The sequence below is a fragment of the Brasilonema sp. UFV-L1 genome (genome assembly GCF_012912105.1).
GTDB lineage: Bacteria > Cyanobacteriota > Cyanobacteriia > Cyanobacteriales > Nostocaceae > Brasilonema.
Genome location: NZ_QMEA01000120.1, coordinates 1 through 19919, shown reverse-complemented (window position 1 = coordinate 19919; position 19919 = coordinate 1). Strand labels below are relative to the sequence as shown.

The 19919-nt window shown below is 43.1% G+C and carries 19 protein-coding genes; 7 read left to right on the top strand and 12 right to left on the bottom strand.

What is annotated here, in order from left to right; genetic code table 11:
• A partial coding sequence (locus tag DP117_RS26210; protein WP_169221146.1) for a phosphotransferase occupies window positions 1-891 on the top strand: 891 nt, incomplete at its 5' end.
• A gap of 198 nt (window positions 892-1089) precedes the next feature.
• Window positions 1090-2127, top strand: a complete 1038-nt coding sequence (locus DP117_RS26205; RefSeq protein ID WP_169221145.1) for an isochorismatase — start codon at window positions 1090-1092, stop codon at window positions 2125-2127.
• A gap of 98 nt (window positions 2128-2225) precedes the next feature.
• Here DP117_RS26205 and DP117_RS26200 read toward each other — a convergent pair whose 3' ends face one another.
• Window positions 2226-3110 carry a M23 family metallopeptidase gene (locus DP117_RS26200; protein ID WP_169221144.1) on the bottom strand — a complete coding sequence of 295 codons (885 nt, stop codon included), beginning with the start codon at window positions 3108-3110 and terminating at the stop codon, window positions 2226-2228.
• A gap of 328 nt (window positions 3111-3438) precedes the next feature.
• Between DP117_RS26200 and DP117_RS26195 the strand changes: the two genes are divergently transcribed.
• On the top strand, window positions 3439-4653 hold the full coding sequence (locus DP117_RS26195; RefSeq protein WP_169221143.1) for an HhoA/HhoB/HtrA family serine endopeptidase: 1215 nt from the start codon (window positions 3439-3441) through the stop codon (window positions 4651-4653).
• A gap of 65 nt (window positions 4654-4718) precedes the next feature.
• Here DP117_RS26195 and DP117_RS26190 read toward each other — a convergent pair whose 3' ends face one another.
• Window positions 4719-5066: a DUF760 domain-containing protein gene (locus DP117_RS26190; RefSeq protein ID WP_169221142.1), complete on the bottom strand. Its 348-nt coding sequence runs from the start codon at window positions 5064-5066 to the stop codon at window positions 4719-4721.
• Window positions 5067-5149: 83 nt separating this feature from the next.
• Window positions 5150-5719 (bottom strand): SMC-Scp complex subunit ScpB, encoded by a 570-nt coding sequence (gene scpB, locus DP117_RS26185; protein WP_211176357.1) that lies wholly within the window; start codon window positions 5717-5719, stop codon window positions 5150-5152.
• Between the two features lie 22 nt (window positions 5720-5741).
• Here scpB and DP117_RS26180 point away from each other — a divergent pair, with 22 nt between their 5' ends.
• The 4 genes from DP117_RS26180 (at window position 5742) to DP117_RS26165 (ending at window position 9043) form a co-directional block, all read left to right on the top strand.
• Window positions 5742-5885 (top strand): hypothetical protein, encoded by a 144-nt coding sequence (locus DP117_RS26180; protein WP_169221141.1) that lies wholly within the window; start codon window positions 5742-5744, stop codon window positions 5883-5885.
• Between the two features lie 69 nt (window positions 5886-5954).
• Window positions 5955-6914, top strand: coding sequence for a glycosyltransferase family 9 protein (locus DP117_RS26175; RefSeq protein ID WP_169221140.1), 960 nt, complete (start codon window positions 5955-5957; stop codon window positions 6912-6914).
• Complete coding sequence (locus DP117_RS26170; protein WP_169221139.1) at window positions 6907-7494, top strand: HAD family hydrolase; 588 nt, start codon at window positions 6907-6909, stop codon at window positions 7492-7494. Before DP117_RS26175 ends, DP117_RS26170 begins: the two co-directional genes overlap by 8 nt.
• 781 nt (window positions 7495-8275) lie before the next feature.
• Window positions 8276-9043: a hypothetical protein gene (locus DP117_RS26165; RefSeq protein ID WP_169221138.1), complete on the top strand. Its 768-nt coding sequence runs from the start codon at window positions 8276-8278 to the stop codon at window positions 9041-9043.
• Between the two features lie 68 nt (window positions 9044-9111).
• Here DP117_RS26165 and DP117_RS26160 read toward each other — a convergent pair whose 3' ends face one another.
• The 9 genes from DP117_RS26160 to DP117_RS26120 form a co-directional block, all read right to left on the bottom strand.
• Window positions 9112-9585: a CRR6 family NdhI maturation factor gene (locus tag DP117_RS26160; RefSeq protein ID WP_169221137.1), complete on the bottom strand. Its 474-nt coding sequence runs from the start codon at window positions 9583-9585 to the stop codon at window positions 9112-9114.
• Between the two features lie 95 nt (window positions 9586-9680).
• Entirely contained in the window at window positions 9681-10373 is a 693-nt protein-coding gene (locus tag DP117_RS26155) for a Uma2 family endonuclease (protein WP_169221136.1), read from the bottom strand.
• Between the two features lie 222 nt (window positions 10374-10595).
• Window positions 10596-11447 (bottom strand): amidohydrolase family protein, encoded by an 852-nt coding sequence (locus DP117_RS26150; RefSeq protein ID WP_169221135.1) that lies wholly within the window; start codon window positions 11445-11447, stop codon window positions 10596-10598.
• A gap of 213 nt (window positions 11448-11660) precedes the next feature.
• Window positions 11661-12737 (bottom strand): DNA/RNA non-specific endonuclease, encoded by a 1077-nt coding sequence (locus tag DP117_RS26145; RefSeq protein ID WP_169221134.1) that lies wholly within the window; start codon window positions 12735-12737, stop codon window positions 11661-11663.
• 163 nt (window positions 12738-12900) lie between these two features.
• Window positions 12901-14022, bottom strand: a complete 1122-nt coding sequence (locus DP117_RS26140) for a hypothetical protein (RefSeq protein ID WP_169221133.1) — start codon at window positions 14020-14022, stop codon at window positions 12901-12903.
• A gap of 140 nt (window positions 14023-14162) precedes the next feature.
• Window positions 14163-16040: a hypothetical protein gene (locus DP117_RS26135; RefSeq protein ID WP_169221132.1), complete on the bottom strand. Its 1878-nt coding sequence runs from the start codon at window positions 16038-16040 to the stop codon at window positions 14163-14165.
• Window position 16041: 1 nt separating this feature from the next.
• Entirely contained in the window at window positions 16042-17412 is a 1371-nt protein-coding gene (locus tag DP117_RS26130; protein WP_211176355.1) for a hypothetical protein, read from the bottom strand.
• A 42-nt stretch (window positions 17413-17454) separates the two neighbouring features.
• Entirely contained in the window at window positions 17455-18270 is an 816-nt protein-coding gene (locus DP117_RS26125; protein ID WP_169221131.1) for a hypothetical protein, read from the bottom strand.
• A gap of 257 nt (window positions 18271-18527) precedes the next feature.
• Window positions 18528-19394 carry a hypothetical protein gene (locus DP117_RS26120; protein ID WP_169221130.1) on the bottom strand — a complete coding sequence of 289 codons (867 nt, stop codon included), beginning with the start codon at window positions 19392-19394 and terminating at the stop codon, window positions 18528-18530.
• Between the last annotated feature and the right edge of the window lie 525 nt (window positions 19395-19919).

Genomic DNA, 19919 nt, shown 5'->3' with positions numbered 1-19919 from the left:
ACCTCATTTACCTGCAATCTGCTGTATATTCTACGAGTTTATCGACGTGGGTGGAGAAATAAGCAGGAAATTGATTTTGAACTGGAACTATTAGCGTTTCTACACGAGCAGAAACAATCGGTTGCATACCCCATTGCAAGAGAAGATGGCGTTTTTACAACAGAAATTGCTGCACCAGAAGGAACGCGTTACGTGGCTGTATTTTCCTATGCACCAGGACATGCAGTCAATGAAAAGCTTGATGGGATACAAAGCTATCGTTTGGGAGAAGCACTGGCAAAAATTCACCAGACACTAGACGAGTTCAAAAGTAGTTTTACTCGCCCTGCTTTGAAAAGTGAATACTTGCTAGATTGGTCAATACAAGTAATTAAATCTCTATACCAACACCGAGAAAGCGATATAAACTATTTGCAAAAACAGGTAGACCAAATAAAAAAGCAGTTAGAAGAATTTCAACTACCTTTGTCAACACCAGCTTATGGAATTTGTGTTGGCGATGTTCATTCAGGAAATGCTCATTTTACGGAAGAGAATGAGCCGACTTTATTTGACTTTGACCAGTGCGGTTACGGCTGGCGTTCTTTTGACATTGGAAAATTTTTGCATGTAGCAATTAGGATGAAAATAGATGTTCCAGTTAGAAATAGTTTTCTCGAAGGATATCAGTCAATTCGTAAACTGAGTGAGACTGAACTACTATCAATTCCTGTGTTTGTTAAAGCTGCCCATATTTGGCTGATGGGAATTCACACAAATGTAGTTGGCGATGTTTTGCCGTATGGCTGGTTCACTGATGAGTGGATTGATGAGCGTTTAGCAATGTTAAAAAGTTTGTCAGACAATGAATTTTCAAAAAAATACTTTTTTGATAGAAGAATAAGAGATTAATAGTAAAAGTTTGTTTTCCAGGAATGACAACCATAATATTAGCCGGTTATACTTGTTTACCTGCTTAGTGTGGAAATAAGGAAAAGCTAGATAAAATCATGGAAATAATGTTAAAAAAGGCGGAATATAGATAGCGATAACACAAGAGCTTATTTTTACTAAGCAACCCTTTAGATACATTAAATTTTCAATTTAACTATGAGCTACCCAACAAAAACTCAACTACCAATTCCCCCGCATTTCAACTCTGAAGAAGTCGGCTATGTCTGGCGCGTACCTTACCAACAACGTGCAAAAGAAGCGAGAGAATGGGCAACAAAATATAATAGTAAGCCATCTTCAGAAGACAAAACACGTATTTGTTTACTTTTAATTGATGTACAAAACACATTTTGTATTCCCGAATTTGAATTATTTGTTGGTGGCAAATCTGGGACAGGTGCAGTCGATGATAACGTCCGCTTGTGTGAGTTTATCTATCGGAATTTAGGGAAACTTACTAAGATTATCCCCACTCTGGATACCCATACAGCAATGCAAATTTTTCATCCTATTTTTTGGATTAATACTGTAGGTGAACACCCAACTCCAGGTGCTACCAATATCACACCAGCAGATATTGAAAAAGGAGTTTGGAAAGTAAACCCAGGAGTTGCTCCGAGTCTTGGCTACAGCTATGAATTTTTAGAAAAACATGCTTATCACTACGTTAAGCAGCTGACTCAAAATGGCAAATATCCTTTGACTTTGTGGCCCTATCATTCTATGCTGGGTGGTATCGGTCATGCATTAGTTTCTGCTGTAGAAGAAGCAGTCTTTTTCCACTGCATAGCTCGTCAAAGTCAAACACAATTTGAAATAAAAGGTCATCATCCTTTAACAGAAAATTATTCTATTTTACGTCCAGAAGTTTTGGAAAGTTTTGATAGTCATATTGGACAAAAGAATATACACTTAATTCAACAATTATTAGAATTTGATGCTGTCATTATTGCAGGACAGGCGAAAAGTCACTGTGTTGCTTGGACAGTTGATGATTTATTAACAGAAATTCAACAGATAGACTCTTCTTTAGCAAAAAAAGTTTATTTGCTAGAAGATTGTACTTCTCCTGTTGTTGTTCCTGGTGTAGTGGATTATTCAGAAGCCGCAGATGCAGCATTTGAGAGATTTGCTACTTCCGGAATGCGCGTGGTTCAATCGACGAAATCTATTTTGAGTTGGTTTGAAGAATAATTATTGAGTACTTTATCTACAATCTTAACGAAAAATGTGAGGCAGAGCCTAAAGGTGGGCATTCCCAGGTTCTGCCCAGGAACGAGAGAATGAAAGTTTCACTGCTGTAAATATCTTATAGGATCTTGAGCTGCCCAACCGAGGGATGAGCTAGAACGCACTTCAAAATGAAGATGGGGTTGACTTGTAGTCGGTGTTCCAGTTGTACCCACAGTTCCTACAGTCTCTCCTTTTTTTACTTGTTGTCCGACAGAAACTTTGAAACTGTCAAGATGGGCGTAGCGGCTTTGCAATCCGCCACTGTGATTGATAATGACCAAATTACCATAAGTCCCTTGTTCAGTAGCAAAAGCGACTGTTCCATCACCGATCGCTTGTACAGACGTTCCTTTTGCTGCTAACAAATCGACACCACTATGAAAGAAAACTTTACCATCGGTAGGATTTATCTGCCAGCCATAAGCTAAAGCCACTGTTACAACTTCAGCGAATGGATACCCAGCTAATTGACTAGGTGTCGAAGTTGATCTAGTAGACTCAGTAACAGAAGAATTTTGTGACTGTTTTCCTTTTGGAACAAACACAAATCTGGAATTTTTCTGACACCCATTGACTTCAAATAAGACATCGGGACGGATTTTATATTTTGCCGCGATTTGTCGCCAGTTTTTACCAGGAGGTACTTCAACAATAACCCCATTGTACGGAGGAATTTGAATTTCGCGACCAACAGCGACCTTACCATTTCGTAAAGCCGGATTCATGGCGATAATAGTAGCTGGTGTAAGATTATAGCGTTGCGCTATACTCTCCACTGTTTCTCCTGGCACAACTTTGTGTTGTTGGAAGCGTTCAAGCGCTGAAGTTTGACAACCAGTTACAGAAGTTTGTGCTAATGCTAAATATGGGCTAACATGGGCAAGCCCAAGGGTGCTGGTGACTATGCTAATACAGAGCAGGAGTAAATGATAGCAAAAAGTCATGTATGTAAAGGAGGCACTCAATTACTCTAGATTTTAGATGGCGACAACAGGTGATCAGGAGTATTAAGTTCTTAAGTGAAACTTGTTAACAACCAAAACTGACTGATGACTCATAAATCTTTGAGAAGAATTCAGAATGCAGAACACACCAACTCAGTTAGAACCCCAGATGAATCAGTGAGTAGTTCTCAGTTACCAATTTTTTTGTTTTTTTTTACTGTGTACTACTGAGTGTTCACAATCCTGAGTTCTTTGTTGGTCAAGTATCCTCTTGCTTGATTACACTTAGAAATTAGCATCTGCATTGCTGTCGTTGAATGTAATAATTATGAAATTACCTTTATCTTTCAAGCAACTGGTTGTTTATCTATCCTTATTGACTATTGGCGGCGGTGCAGGGTTGTTCAGTAGTCGCCATCTCTTTCCACAAAATACCTGGTTTCGAGAGTTAAAAAATGTAACAGTGTCTTCACCTTCAGCAACTGTAGTTTTAAATCCTGTCGGAGGTCAAGTTGGAGCTCCTATTAGCGATAATATGAATTTTATTGCGACTGCTGTTCAAAGAACTGGACCAGCTGTTGTACGAATTAACGCAACCCGCAAAGTGGCTAATCCTATTTCTGATGCTTTGAAGAATCCGCTTTTGCGGCGGTTTTTTGGAGAAGAAGAGCAACCATTCCCCCGAGAGCGAATAGAGCGTGGTACAGGCTCCGGGTTTATTTTAAGTCAAAATGGACAAATATTAACTAACGCTCATGTTGTTGCAGATACTGACACTGTACAAGTCACGCTCAAGGATGGTCGAACGTTTGAGGGTAAGGTGGTGGGAGTTGACGCAGTGACAGATGTTGCTGTTGTGAAAATTTCGGCTTATGATCTGCCAACAATCAAAATTGGTAATTCACAAAACTTAATACCAGGTCAATGGGCGATCGCCATTGGCAATCCTTTAGGCTTAGACAATACTGTCACAATTGGTATTATCAGTGCGACAGATCGCACCAGCGCTCAAGTTGGTGTTCCAGACAAGCGAGTCAGTTTTATCCAAACCGACGCAGCTATTAACCCTGGTAACTCGGGTGGGCCTTTGTTAAATGCTCAAGGTGATGTCATTGGCGTTAACACTGCTATCCGCGCTGATGCTCAAGGGCTAGGCTTTGCCATTCCGATTGAAACAGCAGCCCGTATTGCGAATGAACTTTTTACCAAGGGGCGTGTACAACATCCTTTTTTGGGGATTGAAATGTCAGATCTTTCCCATCACAAAAAACAGCAGATTAATCAAGACAAGAATCTTAATATTAAGCAGGATGTTGGCATTGCCATTACGGGAGTTTTAGAAAAATCTCCAGCACAACGAGGAGGACTCCTTCCTGGGGACTTGATTAGAAAAGTGAACGGTCAGCAAATAAAAACATCTGCTCAAGTACAGAAGCTAGTAGAGTCTAGTTCTGTCGGTGAGATTCTACAAGTCGAAGTCAACCGCAACGGAGAATTTCAAACTTTTAAAGTACAGTTGGGGGCTTATCCCCAGAAGAAGTAGCAATGAGACTTTGAATCATTGTTCATTGTCTCCAGTTTGATAGCTTTTGACTCTGTAAGTGTTGACTAATGATTATTACTCAAATGATCTAACTGCATCCGTTGTTCCATTTGGCGAAGAAAATAACCTGTCATCATAGCCGACGCCAAAAGACCCGCCAGATTGTCTCGATCTGTTGTAATTTGCACGTTAAAATTCTCTGTGGGTAACATCCCGACAAGCCCTTGGACATTTTGCGAAATAATTTGCTTGATTTCAGGACTGACGGACTGAGCGACGCGAGCTAGAACCTCAGGGGGCTGGTGCTGTAGATACTTGAGTAACTGATTGGGGTGTTCCTCAAAGCTCTCAGAGAGAAGCTGATTGGAGTGTTCCTCAGGGTAGTCATTCAGAAAGTTAGGATCAAACACCATTGGCTGTTTTTGTAGCTGAGTTTCTTATTCTACTCTAAACCATACTAGAAGGGTGGGACATATCACCACCTCTTTCTGGGGTACTAGTATTCTTCCACGGTACCAGAACTGCTACTTGATTCTGCTGTTGTGAGTTCTAGCTCTAGTTGTTTTTGCTCTTGTCCGTTGGAGAATGACTGAGGAAGTTGCTCGATTTGGAAATACTGGTGAAATTTAGAGGTAGTTTGTAATGAATACGAGCGAGAGTCACTGTCTCGGCGTTTTCGGACAAAACCAAGTTCGACGAGTTCTTGAACGTGTTGATATGCACCAGAACCGCGCAGGTTAATCAAGTCGCTTTGGAGGATTGGACTATTTAAGGCTATTGCTGCCAAAGTTCGCAATGCTCCGACGCCCAATTCTACTGGAATCATAGTTTGTACCAGGTCATGAAAATCTGAGCGCAGTTGCAAACTATAACCGTTTGGAGTTTCCACGACTTCCAGGGCGCTATCTCGGTGGGCATAGTCATCAATGAGTTCTATGATACCTTCCTCAACTGTAGCGCGATCGCAAGCGGCATACTCGGCTATCTCACTGACAGACAGGGGCTTACCCTTCAAATACAGAATTGCTTCTATCTTCGTCGCTGCATTTATTACGGCATTAGTCATTAGTCACTTGTACAAATCAAAAATGATGAATGACAAAGGAGAACCACAAGTGTTTGGAACACTAGCAGGTTTTATGATTAAAGTCAATATTACTGTTGCAATGACCAAAGGTGAACCTTGTGCTCCTTCAAAAATTGTTATAACTCACTTCAGTCCTAATCCTTAATTCCTAATTCCTAATTCCTAACCCATATCTTCCCCTAAAATAATGAGCGAGTAAGCGTCAAGATATATTATGCGAATAGTAGCCCTTGTTCCTGGCGGAATTGGTGACCAAATTCTCTTTTTCCCGACTCTAGATGACCTGAAGCACTATTACCCTAATGCTCGGGTGGATGTCGTTACCGAACCTCGCTCAAAAACTGCTTACCGGGTGAGTAAGTCAGTTAATGAGGTACTGACGTTTGACTACAAAGATCGTAACAGTTTGGCAGATTGGGGCAACTTAGTAGGCTCGATTCGCGATCGCGAGTATGATGTTGCCATTGCTCTGGGGCAAAGTGCTTTAGTGGGTCTTTTGCTCTGGCTGACTGGAATCCCCACACGAATTGGCTATAAAAGCAAAGGATCTGTTTTTCTCACTAATTCAGTTCCTCTCAAAACAGAACAGTATGCTGCTTGTATGTACCATGACTTGCTACAAGGGTTGGGTATTAATTCCCCTTGTCCCGAATTAGCAGTGAATGTACCAGTACCAGACATTGACTGGTGTAGCGCGGAACAACAACGGCTAGGAATAAAGGAAACTGGCTACATTTTGATTCACGGTGGTTCTAGCCAACTTGCCAAGACCAAAGGTCTGGATAAAATTTATCCTGTCGCAAATTGGCAGCAAATTATTCAAGACTTCCAGCAAAAGCAGCCAGAATTACCTGTGGTTGTCATCCAAGGACCAGACGATGGAGAATTTGTGCGTAGTCTCAAAGAATCTACACCCAATCTCAAAGTCAGTTCTCCTGATAATATTGGGAAGTTGACAGCGATGATTGCTGCAGCAAATTTAATGCTGTGTACTGACAGCGCTCCCATGCACTTAAGTGTGGCGGTACAGACTTATACTATTGCTTTGTTTGGTCCGACAGATCCAGCAAAGTTATTACCCAGGAGTGATAAATTTCTAGCCGTTAAATCCTCCACAGGTAAAATGGCAGATATCTCACCATTACTTGTATTGGAGAAAATTTGGGGTGGGTAAACCTGCTGTATTCCTAGACCGCGATGGAGTTTTAAATGTTGAGGCTGGCTACATTCATTCAGTAGAAGATTTACATTTAATTCCTGGGGTTGCCAAGTCCGTGCGTCAACTTAATGATCAAGGTATTTTTTGCTGTCTAGTTTCAAATCAATCGGGACCAGCTCGAGGTTATTATCCAGATAGTCACGTACAAACGTTACATCAGCGACTTTGCCGACTACTAGCACAGCAAGCTGGAGCAAAATTAGACGCTTTGTATTATTGTCCCTACCTCAGTCCACCAGAAGGAGGACTAGATCCAGAGTATACTGGTTGGTCTACCTGGCGTAAACCAAACACAGGGATGTTAGTTGCAGCCGCGTGGGAACACGATTTGGATTTGAAGCACAGTTTTATGGTGGGAGACAAAGCGACTGATGTCGATATGGCACACAATGCTGGCTGCGTAGGTATTTTAGTGCAAACAGGGTTTGGCGATCGCGTTTTGGCAGGTGATTACCAACACCACACAAAACCAGATTACATCGCTAAGGATTTAGCTGTAGCTGTTGAATGGATTTTACAGCAGCTAGACATTTAAAAAAATATAGAAAACCAAGTACTATCGAGCTTTACTTCGGTACTGCTTGTGTTAAATTTTTTTGCTACCCGTCTAAAATCCGCTGTTGAAAGCGGATTTTAGCTTATTTATAAGCAAATTGACATGAATTCTTTCTAAAGGCAGCAAATAGGCTTTGAAAATTTTATTTTTATTCCTCAAGTCTGAAGTTTACAGTTGCTCTACGGAGTGCGATTAGCTGCAAAAAAAGTGGGAAGTCGTTTTTGTGTTGATTTTCTTTACGAGTCGGTATGCCTTCTTAATATGCCTCATAACTTAAATTTGAGAAAAAAAGATTTTTTTGCAAAAGACTAGCACAAATAAGATATTTTCGGTAAATTTTTGATAACGCAATTTTTTTTAGGTAATCTACTACACATTTATGTGTCTTGTCATGATGAGGTATAGGTTAAAAGTTTAGCTTGGGTATGACTTCTAGCCTAATTTGTAAAAGTAACACTGAGTTATTTTCTCAAAAAGTTCATCATGGCTTTTAAAAATCAAAAAAGTAGGGAATTTAAACTCTTGTTACGAAACTCATGATCTGGAACTGAAAATTTACGTTAGAACAAAGAATAGTAACCTCAGTGCAGCAAGATCAGGATTCTCGGCTGCATGGCAACAGTTTGTTGCCATTGTTATCAGGTGTGAATAGTTTACAAAGAGATCTAGCGCGCCATTATGATGTGTTCCTTTACTTCCCTCTTGCTGTCAGGCTGGTGCATCGAAAAAGAATGTGACGAAATATTACAAGGAAAGACAGATGGCGATTCGAGTACATGGCTTTATGAGCAGCGGAAAACGTTACATCCAAGTAGAGAACCAACCTCACCACATCACTGGTATTTTCAGAACGCTGATGCACTTTTCTAAAAATACACATCAGTGTACGCTAAAAGATGCAGAAAATGCATATTTTAGATGTGAGGAAGATGGAACAATTACTTTCTATCAAGCTGAAAACTTTGATGTAGGTCATTCAGCCGGGATTTGGACGTATCTTGTCTATGAATGTCCAGAAGGTGAAGAAAAAGTTTTCCCTGACTCATTTATTGATACAAGTGTAAATCCTTTGAAGCAATTATTTGCTGGTTACAAAATTGTTGAAGTAACTGTAGACATAAAGGATTATCTTAAGTATCAATATATTGAAGATGAGTATCTAGATGTTCAACTACCCTGTGATTGGAATACTTTAGAGGGTAGAAAAATTGCCAACCTTCTTTTAGAAGAATTTAAGGCATTTAAATCATCTACGATCTTTACAGAACGTGCTGGCAAAGAGTACAGGAAAGCCGTTTTAAATGGCTTCATTAAAGCTGCACAAGAAGTTTTGGAAAATGGTGGAACTCTTAGAGACTTTGAATCGGCTCAATACGATGTCCTAAAGAAGATTAGAATTGATGACATAGCAAATCTAATTCTTGAATATAACGACTATCGCATCTGGCAAGCGGCATTACCGAGTAAATCGAAAGCAGTTGAATATGCTTTTAGTACAGCATTAAAACTGATATGCCGTATAAAGTAATTTTGAGCTAAGAACGAAAAAAATGAGTCATGAGTTATTAGTGTGATCTAGTGACTCATGACTCATGACTAAAACATTTCAAACAAGGCGTCATCTAATTCATAACCTAGGAGTTGCGCCATTGATTGGAGACGAGATTTACTAGGAATGCCCTGCTGTTGCAACCAATTATTTAAAACAAACAGCTTGTGCATTAAAAAGATCTCTAAAGCTTCAGGATTATACTGAATACCTTCTTTTGTACTGAACTGGTGCGGTACAAGCATCGCTGTATAACGGGCAAATTCCCCGGTTTTCCAATCAAGTAAAAATGGTAACCAAGGATAGCGAGTATCTAGACGGATAAACCAGAGTCGTACTTCTGGGATTTCTGAAAGTTCTCGTGGGTCGCCAGGTTCCAGAGTATAGTCGATCTCAAAATGTAATTGCTGTTCGTAGGATGCGATCGCTCCCTCTTGCAGCAATTTTTCAATTTCTGTGACGACGGGGGACAGATCCAAGGAGTTAATCGAGTCAGCGTTGAGTGGGATAGTGATTGTCATCGAGTCAAAAAGTAGCCTCGATGATTTATACTACTCTTTTCTTGTTCAACCTAATCTGTCATTTTTAAACTCGATTAACCAGTCATCCCTTTTTCTTACTCGTCATCTGGTTCTATGCCTAATGCCCGCAATCGTTCCGCTAATCTTGCCGCACGTGCTTCTGCTTGTTCTGCCCGTTGTTGTGCCTCTTGTGCTCTTTGCTGTGCTTTCTCGGCTTGTTGAGCAATTTCCGTATAACTTAAAAACCGAGTACCATCAGGATAAAAAATCTGCAACTGGGGGCTGACAAGGTCGAAGCGAATCTGCAATCTGGGGCTAATCCACTGGTTGATGGGGTCAATCACATCCAAAAAGCCCTCATTGCGCAACCAACCGCTCAAATGGTTTTGATCTGGATCGTACAAATAGTACTCTTCTACGCCAAAACGGTCATAAAACAGGAGCTTTCGGTTCATTTCCGCCCGTTTATTTCCAGGTGAGAGGATTTCAAAAACCACTTGCGGCGGGATATTGGCTTCTTCCCACTGTTTGTAAGAACCTCGGTCTTTCTTGGATCTGCCAAACACGACCATCGCGTCAGGGGCTTGACAGATCTTGTTATTCCCCTCAACCGGATACCACAACAAATCCCCAGCGATGAACACATTGGGGTCATCAGCAAATAACCATTCCAGATTTTCCTTAATGGTGACAATCCAGCGAAACTGCTTAGTGTTATCCGCCATTGGTTTACCATCGCTGTCGGGGTAAATGACCTCTGACTGAGAAGATGGCTGTAACTGAACCATAGTCTTACCTGTTCAAAACCCTTTGGAAAACAGACACTGCCGTGTTTTTACTTTAGCAAAACAAGCAAGCGAGTCTTACTTAAGTTTGTGTGAAAAAACAGGCGCTTTGCGCTTAGGTAGCAGCGAAGCGATAGCTTCGCTGCTACCTAAGCGCAAAGCGCGAGTGCATGAGTGTCGGCAGATCGCTTCTTTCGTGAAATGGTATTAAAATCAATCAGGCAACTATTTTTGAAGCATACGCTGAGCGCGCGGAGCAAGAGACACCCTTGGTATATCCCGCTTTACGCTTATCCCAAGGGATGATGGCTTTGTTTGGTTTTGCTCAACACGCTGCTGTTGAGATTTCCCAACCCCTTTAATAAGTCTCAACAAATTTTTGCCCAGCACTAGAGCTTCGTCTTGAGGTGACAATTTCAGTAAGCGTATTTTTTCCAACTCTAGAGCAGGGTGCAACCAGGGACCATCAGAACCAAATAAAACTTTATGTGCTCCTGCCCTCTCAATAGCTTGCACCAGATAATCAAATCGCCGCACTCCGGCTGTATCTGTGTAAACATTACTCAGACGGCTAATCTGGTCAATGACCCTGACATGGGCACGCCAATCATCAGCAAAACTACCAAGATGAGGGATGATAAAATTGACATCAGGATACTCTGGTGCTAGTAAATCGATGATGTCAGTTTCACCAACGACATCGTATAACACAGGGAGACGGAATGCCCGTGCCACCTCACAAACCTCTCGCGTGGCGGCTCCATCCATTTTGTGAGCTTTGATACCGCAAAATCCCCATTTTGTTACAGCCCACTCGACAATTTGGCGAATCCGACCTTTATCTCGTTGAGCATGGACAAAGGCAAAGCAGAGAAAGCGATCCCGAAAGCGAGTAGCGATGCGGGCTGTATTGGCGTTTGCTTGTTCATAGTTGCTGTGGAACGGCGAAAAGATGACTGTCTTGTCAATTCCGGCGGCGCGGGCGCGTTTGAGGTAGGGTTCAATTGCGGCGTTCGTGTCCCAAGGTCCAGTTAGTAAGTCACCTTTTCCGGCATGGCAGTGGCAGTCGATAATCATGTAGCCTATTAGTCAAAATTTCTTGTGGAAATTTAAAGAAAGAGTAATTGCTGGTAAGTAGAATGAGCGCAAACAAAGAAATTCATCACCTTTGTTGTCTAAAAAAACAAGTTTAAGGTGTGAATTTAAGTAAAAATGCATAGCAAGATCGCTAACGCACACCAAAATTCAGATTGCTGGTAGGAATTACTTCAATGAGGTTTTGATATCTTGCTAGAAACCTGTTGAAAATGTCACCTGATTTCGACCTAAGCCCAAGATAGATTGTCCTCTATTATTAGTTGCTCTGATAACAATATGAGTTGGCAGTACTGAAAGTGGATCGTTAGCTGGTCTTCTGTATTCGGGAGTAGCTGAAAAGTTCACCACCCCACGTTTTTCGACATGTTTTAGAATCCTTCTCTCGATATCTTGGTACATAGGCAGGTTGTTACGGTAGTGGTAGAGTGGCACAAGGTTGCGTGGATTGCTACCATCACCACCAAGTACCCTAGCTAGCAGGTGAGCGCGAACGATATAGTGACCGGTTCTACGGGTAAAGAACGGGAAGTCGTATTGTGCAGGTGATCCCTGTCTAAGCATCGAAGGAGTAATTCGGGCTGTGACACCTTTGCGCTGACCATTGACAATGCCTTTGTAGATGATGTAACCACCTGTGGGGGCAACTCTGCGTCCACTGGGCAAGAACCTTGGTACCTCATCTGGGAGCCTTGTTTCTCCACGATGGGCATCTACCAAGTTTTGGAGACCTGTTATCGCGACGTGTCCTGGTGCGTTCTGCCGATTCCCTGGTTCTGGGGGTTGTGTTTGAGAGCGTGTCTTATAACCACGGCCACGGGGAAGATGACCGCTACGTGTATTGGGCGCCTCATACTCAGCTTCTTGCAGCGCATATTCCGATTCACTCTCGTATTGCGACTCCCGTGAAATTTCTCTAGCTAGAGAGCGGATAGAAATAATACCTGCTTGCTTACTATCAATTGGCTGAGTCAAAATTTGATAATTTCTCGTTCTACCAATAGCTGTGAAAACTTGAATATTTGTACCAGAGTCGGGACGAGATAAAGTCCCACAGCGAGTTGCATTGCTGACAATTTGAGCGATCGCCCGAACAACAGCGCCTTCTAAGCTGCCGTTCATATTGCTTTTCACTAAATTCTCTAACCCCGTTTGTTTCAGCTTTGACGTAATTCTCGCTAGTCCAGTGCGAGTTAATCGCAAGGTGTAGCCGTCTCTAGTTGAGCCTTGCCATACCACTGAAGGCTTCTGTGCGGTTGCTGAAGCATACATGACAATTTATCCTTTTATTCAAAATTTACGAATTTACCCATTTGTCATCTTTTGGGGCTGACGCAACGGGTTTTTAAAGAAACAGCGATCGCCCCTCCCAAGAACTGTTTTTCAATAACCGTTTAGGGTGATGAAAGATCCAAGGTAGACTTGATTTTGTCTTCTAGCCTTCTGTGCTCTTAAATCCTCTCAAACCCCGGCGCTGTGGTTCAAAACCTACAACTTTTTGCGTATGACCACGGTAAGCAATGCCCAAAGATTCGGCACTGGTGAGCCATTCTTCCGCAACATCAGCAATGTCTCGCAGTAAGGCTTCAAATTCAGCCCGTGAATTATTAAGGACGTGTTTTTGAGCTAGCCAACGGATTATTTCGCGTCCATTAACCGCCATCCGGTGCCGTTGAGAAGCATCAATATGTTCGGTGAAGTAGCGCAACATGACCTCTTCAATGACGTCCCAGGCATTATCCGCACCAAAGAGTCTTTTAATATCATCTGCACCGAGAATTCTGAAGGCTTCATCCAAAAGCTGTAAGACTTCAATCCGCAAAACATTGACGTGACCGTAAGAAGCCCATTTCAGGTTATTTCGCAGATCCAAACCAGCTCTTCTTACCGTAGCAATGCTACCAAAGCTGGGGTCGAATGCTCTTTCGCGGATGACATCAGAAATGCGTTTATCGCGCCACAACTCAGCGACATTATTTATAAACAGAGTAAACAAATTATGAAATTGATTATTAGCTTGAGCGCTGGGTGCTGGTCTGATTGTAGTGTAACCTAAGACACGACGGTAAGCTTGCATACGGTCTTTCTGGGTGAAGCGCAAGACACTGCGTCGGTCGAAGCGATACAGTCCGTAAGCACCATCACCAGTAGATAATCTCACAGCACCTGCATAAAACAATTCCTGAAGTTTCTTGACGACGCGAAACACGCCCATCCGCTCGTGCTGATAGAGATAGTAGAGGTCAGCAACTGCTAGAATTCGCTCTGAGGAGACTTGCTCATCGTAATCTTCTACCCCTTTAGGCAAGCGGGTGGCACTCACCTTAGCAGCTGCGTCTTTGCCTATACCGATTAATTCTGCTAAACCACCATCTGGTGGTGGTGCAGTTTTTGCTTCAGCTTCTTCGAGCTGAGTGACCATATCTTCAATTTGGTCAGTTAGGGCATCAGCAAGCTGGGGATTTTGAATTAGTTGTGGACCAAGTCTATCTGCAAGGGTTTCCCTTAGAGCTGCAACGCGATCATATAAACTTTGATTTTCTCCTGCCGTTGACATGATGATGAATCTCCTAATTTGGGTAATGGTTAGTAGTAAGTGCTGTCATCGCTGACTACAAGCCAATTACCAATAAACTTTGAGAGCATGACAGTAAATTTTTTCTTGTGTTTGTAGCTTTCGTGTTTGTAGCGAAGTAGTTATCGGGAAGGACGTATTCTCCGCATTTGGATTGTCTGAGAAGCATTGAGTCGTTTAGGTAACTGGTCAATATCATCTGCTTCATAATTTGTTGAAGGTGGAATTATTTGCTTAGCCAGTTCCTTGACTTGATACAACTGGAACGCCAAGTCTCTTAGGGCACGCAAAACACCTTCTCGCCTGAAACCTGTGTTACGAACAGGTGTGAAGGAAGCTGCTTGTACCAAAATCATCAATTTTTCGGCAGTACCTGCGATCGCTTCAGCAATTCCCAGTTTCCCCCCGGCTTTCGCAAGTGCTGGACCTTCCTCTGATCCAAAACGCCATACCCATTTCAGCAAACCTTCTACAGTCATGGGAGGTACGAGCTTTGCGAGCTCTTTTTTCTGGTATCCCGTTCCATCTGGTAGCGGGAAAGCCACACCAGCAGGCATTCCGGGCGGTGATGTTAATGTCCTGAAGTCAATAAGGACTGCTTGTCTCTCAGCTGAACCAAGAAAGACCAAATCCATAATTCGGTAAACATCTATAACAGATTCAGCGACAGTTGACAAGGCTTGTGATAACAAAATTAACTGTGGACCGACAAACGCTCCAGCTTCAGAATCTTGGACGTAATCATTCCAGCTTTCTCTTAAGGAAACGATGTAGTCGCGAATAATCAGGAAATTCCCGTAATTGTGTTCTTCCTCAACTGTGTTGACGTGTTTGGGACTCAGTCCAAAGACATCGGCAAGGTTTTTGAGTTGTCCACCAACATGATTTGAGGAACCATTATCCTCGTCGCTCCCTATGAGAACTCGGAACAAGTTATCAACACGCTGGACACGTGGACCTCCAGAGGCTCCCAGTTCGTTGACTAACTCTATCATCTCAGTGCGGATAATTCCCCGCATTGCTTCCATATTTTGTTGATCACCTGCTGGATCTAAGGCATAAAGCTTATCCAGTAAGGGCATTGCATCTTTGAGAGCTGTTTTGGCACGATGATAGAGGCTAGCTTGAGCACCGCTAACGGTACCACCAAGGTCATTTTCTACCGCAGCATAGGTGCGGGGAGTCCATTCGTATTCAGTATGTCCATTATTTTCTTTAGCAGTGAAAGTTTGATTTAGGCTACTGAGAAATGCTTTCGGATCGCTGTTGAGGTTTCGCCCTAATACTTCGCTCAAAGCGCTATCTACAATTTGTTGTAACGAACCGCTTCTATTATCGGCAGAAGTCAGTGAGGGTTGCCTGGATGGTTCAACAATTTGATTTGCTGTTGGCAAGACATCATAAACAGTCACAGGTTGTTCCTGAAAATCCTGTCTGGGGCGGTCTTCCGGTTCTTCACCCTCAACGAATTCAATTGTGACACCTTCGATTCTATAGTCGCTCTCGCTCTCATCTTCATTGAGCACAACAAAAGGACCAAGGTTCACAGGCTCTGAGTTGTCTTCAGACGACAGTGTTACACTTTTTTCTGGCTCGGTTTTACCGATAAGTCCTCTGCCTTGATAAACATTAAAGTAGAGATCAGGTGCCTGATCGAGATCTAGAAAATCCTGCTGGAAGTCATCATCTGTAAACTCAAATTCAAATATGCCTGTAGAATCCGTCTTGCCAGAACCGAGGCGATCATCAAATCTCTCGTCGTCGTCCCAAATCTCAACCCGAAAACCAGCAACACCTTTTGCCTGAGCTTGGATTCCTGCCTGAGCTTGTTGCAATCTTTCTTGCAAATCTCTCAGTTCGATCTCCAAGCTAATTCTCTCACCAGGAATCGCCGTGGAATTGATTCTTGCTTGAACATCTGTAATGTTATTCCTGAGCTCCTGAATTTCATTGCTTTGGGGGACAGCTTTCAACTGTCCACGAATACGATAAGTTGTCATTTCATCTCCTTGCCAGCGCACTGTAGAAGTTTTTGGTAATTACTGCTGGTTCTGCTAGTCGCTTATCGAGTGCCCAGCGCGACGCACCAATTAAAAACCGCTCTGGAACAATCCCTGGATCTTTGCCAACTGCCAAACGCTCCCCAGCTTCCTCAATCATTTGCTGGTGTTTGGGTTGGAATCCTGTGACTTCAGCAAGCGTTTTGTCACCTAGCTGTTCATATTTGGTAAAGCAGATAGTATCGACCACCAATTTGTGAGCTTTACTGAATGTTTCTAAAATTTCTGAAGGTATATTGCCAGCACGAGGGTTGGGATAAATGCGCTGCCACATCTTTTGATATTGTTGAGCTTCTTGAGGAAATCCCATGCGACGCAGTAACTCAATACTGAGAAACACCCGCAGATACGGAATGGGATGGGGTGCTTTGGACTTATAGTACAAAGTAGCTTGGGGCGATCGCGCCGCAATATCCATCAAAGATGCGACTATCGCAGGTCCCCCTAATAACAAACCAGACATATCAGCAAAAGTTTCGCTATGCCAACGAGTCCAAGTGGAAACAACCAATTGGCTCATTCCAGCTTTTTGCAAACGTTGGGCGATCGCACGAGGAATCACCTGCCGTAAATTTAAATCTGTTTGCAAATTATGGGAAACCTCGTGCAAAATAGCTCCCAGTGTCCAGGGATTCACCAAGCGGTGATAAGGTAACTGAATCAGTGGAAATGGGTTGATTTGCTGTCCCAGTTTTGAAAGGGGAATACCACGCCGAAACGTCGCCGGAGAAAAGCCAGTTTTCATATACGAAAATGGCGCTGGTGCTGGAATTGACTTGGCTACACCCAAGCCCATGTAGATATCTTGGTAGCAATCAAGGGCAATGCGATCGCAAGCTAATAGCCAGTTGCCAAATTTGGTTTGTCTTTGTCCGAACAATTCAAAATAGAAATCCCAAATCTGCTCCATAGCTCTCACCCAATCATGCGCTGTGTCTTTGTGAGTCATCAGCTGTTGCAGATGATTCGTATCCAGCTTGTTTGTAGCAGCTTCAGCAGTTCTACCGACTTGCCTCGACATTTCCAGCAGCTGGATTCTGAGCGAACTCATCAGTTGATTCACTGCATCAATGTGCGCGTCAGAAGGGCTAGCTGGATCTGTACCAAACTCATCGTGACGGAACAGACGCAAAGCAGCTGCGTGTCTAGTGACATTCAGTGCTTGCACCCTCAACCAAGGTTTTAAACTACGCTGTTTTTGTTGAGAAGTTTTGCTGTGAGTTTTTGGAGCAAAACCAGCTGGAGTGCTTAACTCGTCAGCACCGTCTTTCGCGCCCAATGGTGCTAGCGCTTCTAAAAGTTCGTTGATCATTTTTTACCATCATGATTGCAACAGCTAGACTGACGAGCGGTTCTAAGCGTAAGCGCGACGGCGCTTACCATTGTTCATTGCCTTGGCTTGATGCTGCGCTTGAGTGTTCATCGCTCTATGTTGATGCTGCGCTCTATGTGATTTCCTCATCACCTGGGTAACTTTGTTAGGATTGTCTAAAACCTTAGCTGTTTGACCTGCTAGCACCCTAAGAGTCGTTGTTCGAGAGAGTGGTTTGTCTTGAGGTGCCTGATTAGCTAACGTTCCCAATGTTACTTTGACAATTTGTGGAACTGTCCGCAAGAGTGGACGTGTTTTTGGGCTTTTGTGCAGAACCCGAGCCATTTGGGCTACCCCTTGAATTAGGGATGGAGTGATAGCAGAAATCACTTGAGCAGAAGCTTTGGGAAATAATCGCGCCGCTACTGGCACTAATGCTCCGATGAAAGCTTCCGCCTCAGCTTCACTTTCACTTTCAGCCGCTGTGTAGGCAAGACTTTCCATCATGACTTCATATTCGGACATGGGGGCAGATTCCAACTCATTCTCTGCTTCCGATTCGCCCTCACCTTGTGCCACTCCTGTGCCCAAACTCTTCAACAGTTTGGCAATATAGGGATCTATCTCGTATTCGCTTTCAGATTCAAATTCAAGTTCAAATTCAAATTCTCGCTGGCGCTTTCCACGGTGCTTTCGACGACTATTGCTAATCAATCCACCAATTGCTTGAATAGCCATTGGTGCTACCTTTGCAACTAAGCTTCCTAACAGTGGTAAAAACTGTTCGCTTTCGTACTCGCTGGCATACTCACACTCGTATTCGCGGTCATGCCCAGCTTCTAATTCATACTCAAACATTTTTTCGCCCTTTATCCATTCAAAATTGGCGCATTGGCTAATGATTCACCGTTGAACTGTTAACTCTCAATCATTTACAGTTATCAATTATCAGTAAAGAGCGCATCTAGCCCCTCCAGGACCGCTACGCAAACGCTTGGGGGAAACACTAGACCAATTGGTTGCGCATCGTTAGGACATTACACCACCGGGCTTGTTCACTGATAACTGTTCACTGTTCACGCTCTTTAACAGGAGTGCAATAAGCAGCTAGCAACCTATTGCAAAACAGGTTGTCTTCTACGTTGTCTTTGTTGTCTTCTTTGTTGCGGTGCAGGTGCAGCAACTTGGCTATCATCTTGTGAAGAAAGCAACAGACTTTTAGCAGCAGTTACGGGACTACCAAGAACTTTGCGTGTCTCATTAGCCATGACACGAGCTGCAATAGCAGGAGTGATACGCTTTCCTTGAGCAGCCATCCGCTTGAGTTTATGACCAACTCTGGTAAGGATAGTTGGCAGTACTCTCACAAGTGAACGGGTACTAGGGGATTTACGTAACGTGCGTGTGAGTGTGGCTGCACCTCTGACTAGTTTCGGGGAAACCTGCCCCATGGAGGCAGATATAATCGGGATTGTTCTGGCTGTAGCAGCACCGATGTAAGCTTCTGCTTCTGCTTCACTTTGGACTCGGCTTGCCATAGCAGCGAAGGCTTCAGCTAGTGCTTCTGGTTGTGGTAATGTTTCGTATTCGTACTCGCCTTCATATTCGTGTTCGTATTCGTACTCGCCCTCATATTCGCCCTCATACTCGTACTCATACTCAAATTGCTGACCAGCGATCGCCGTACCCACAGCTCGTACAGCAATTGGTGCTACCCGTTTGAGTACAGGAGCTAATTTTCGAGCTAGTGCGTGTATTCTGCGAAGAAAAGCTTCGCTTTCATACTCATTTTCATACTCGCCCTCGAATTCACCTTCGTACTCGCCCTCGAATTCGCCTTCGTATTCACCTTCGTACTCGCCCTCGAATTCACCCTCGAATTCGCCTTCGTATTCACCTTCGTACTCGCCCTCGAATTCGCCTTCGTATTCACTCTCGAATTCTTGCTCTAATTCGTGTTCCATAGTTCTGCCATTACGCATTGTGTGACTCCTGGAATAAAAAAGCTCACTGTATCTAGCTATAACCGCTATTCCAAATAAGTCACAAGTCGCTTTTTTTGGGGAAACACATCTTTGGTAGCTTTGTTGAGTGTCACTCATTTGAGCTACAGTGGTCAAATAGTTTAGGACTTACGCACTGTACAAAGAGAAGATAATGTGCGTTAACTAAACTGTGACCTTAATGACGTTTTTGTTTTAGATTATTTATAAAATGCTCACCAGATTCTCACATTTTATATGTATGTTGGAAACGACAATTATCATTGAGCTAAAATAATGTGTCTTAAAAAGAGTTCAAACCGAAGATTTGACTCAATTCACATAATAGTTTTTTTGACCAGAACTAGGGTGTAGGGGGTAGGGTGTTGGGTGTAGGGAAGAGAATCATGTTTGTGTTTTTTAGTACACTCTACCCCCGAAACCAATGGGTACAAGCCCCCACCAAAATCTACGATTTGGTGGTCTTAAATCAGTGGTGGGTCCAAGCCCCCACTGTATTTCCCC